Source organism: Staphylococcus agnetis (assembly GCF_002901865.1).
Taxonomy (GTDB): Bacteria; Bacillota; Bacilli; order Staphylococcales; family Staphylococcaceae; genus Staphylococcus; species Staphylococcus agnetis.
This window is the reverse complement of the sequence record NZ_PPQF01000104.1, coordinates 1-396: the sequence shown is the minus strand read 5'-3', so window position 1 is coordinate 396 and position 396 is coordinate 1. Positions and strand designations below refer to the sequence as shown.

2 tRNA genes and 1 rRNA gene are annotated in these 396 nt (G+C 44.9%); all 3 read right to left on the bottom strand.

Annotation, left to right across the window (positions count from 1 at the left end):
• Positions 1-92: 92 nt before the first annotated feature.
• Positions 93-168, bottom strand: a tRNA-Ala gene (locus CD172_RS11910).
• A gap of 14 nt (positions 169-182) precedes the next feature.
• Positions 183-259, bottom strand: a tRNA-Ile gene (locus CD172_RS11905).
• A gap of 85 nt (positions 260-344) precedes the next feature.
• Positions 345-396 (bottom strand): 16S ribosomal RNA (locus CD172_RS12885); the annotation flags it as partial.

Sequence of the window (396 nt, the reverse complement as noted above, 5' to 3'; positions counted from 1 at the left end):
GATAATTTTTTGTTTCAAGCTTTTCGCTTGTCACTCGGTTTTGCTTGGTAAAATCTATACTTACTTATCTAGTTTTCAATGTACAAAATAAATGGTGGAGACTAGCGGGATCGAACCGCTGACCTCCTGCGTGCAAAGCAGGCGCTCTCCCAGCTGAGCTAAGCCCCCAAAAAATATTTAAATGGTGGGCCTAAGTGGACTCGAACCACCGACCTCACGCTTATCAGGCGTGCGCTCTAACCAGCTGAGCTATAGGCCCCTGTTAAACAACCATTCAAAACTGAATACAATATGTCTTCGTTATTCCTTATCGCCTTAGGCGATATTCCGTATATTATCCTTAGAAAGGAGGTGATCCAGCCGCACCTTCCGATACGGCTACCTTGTTACGACTTC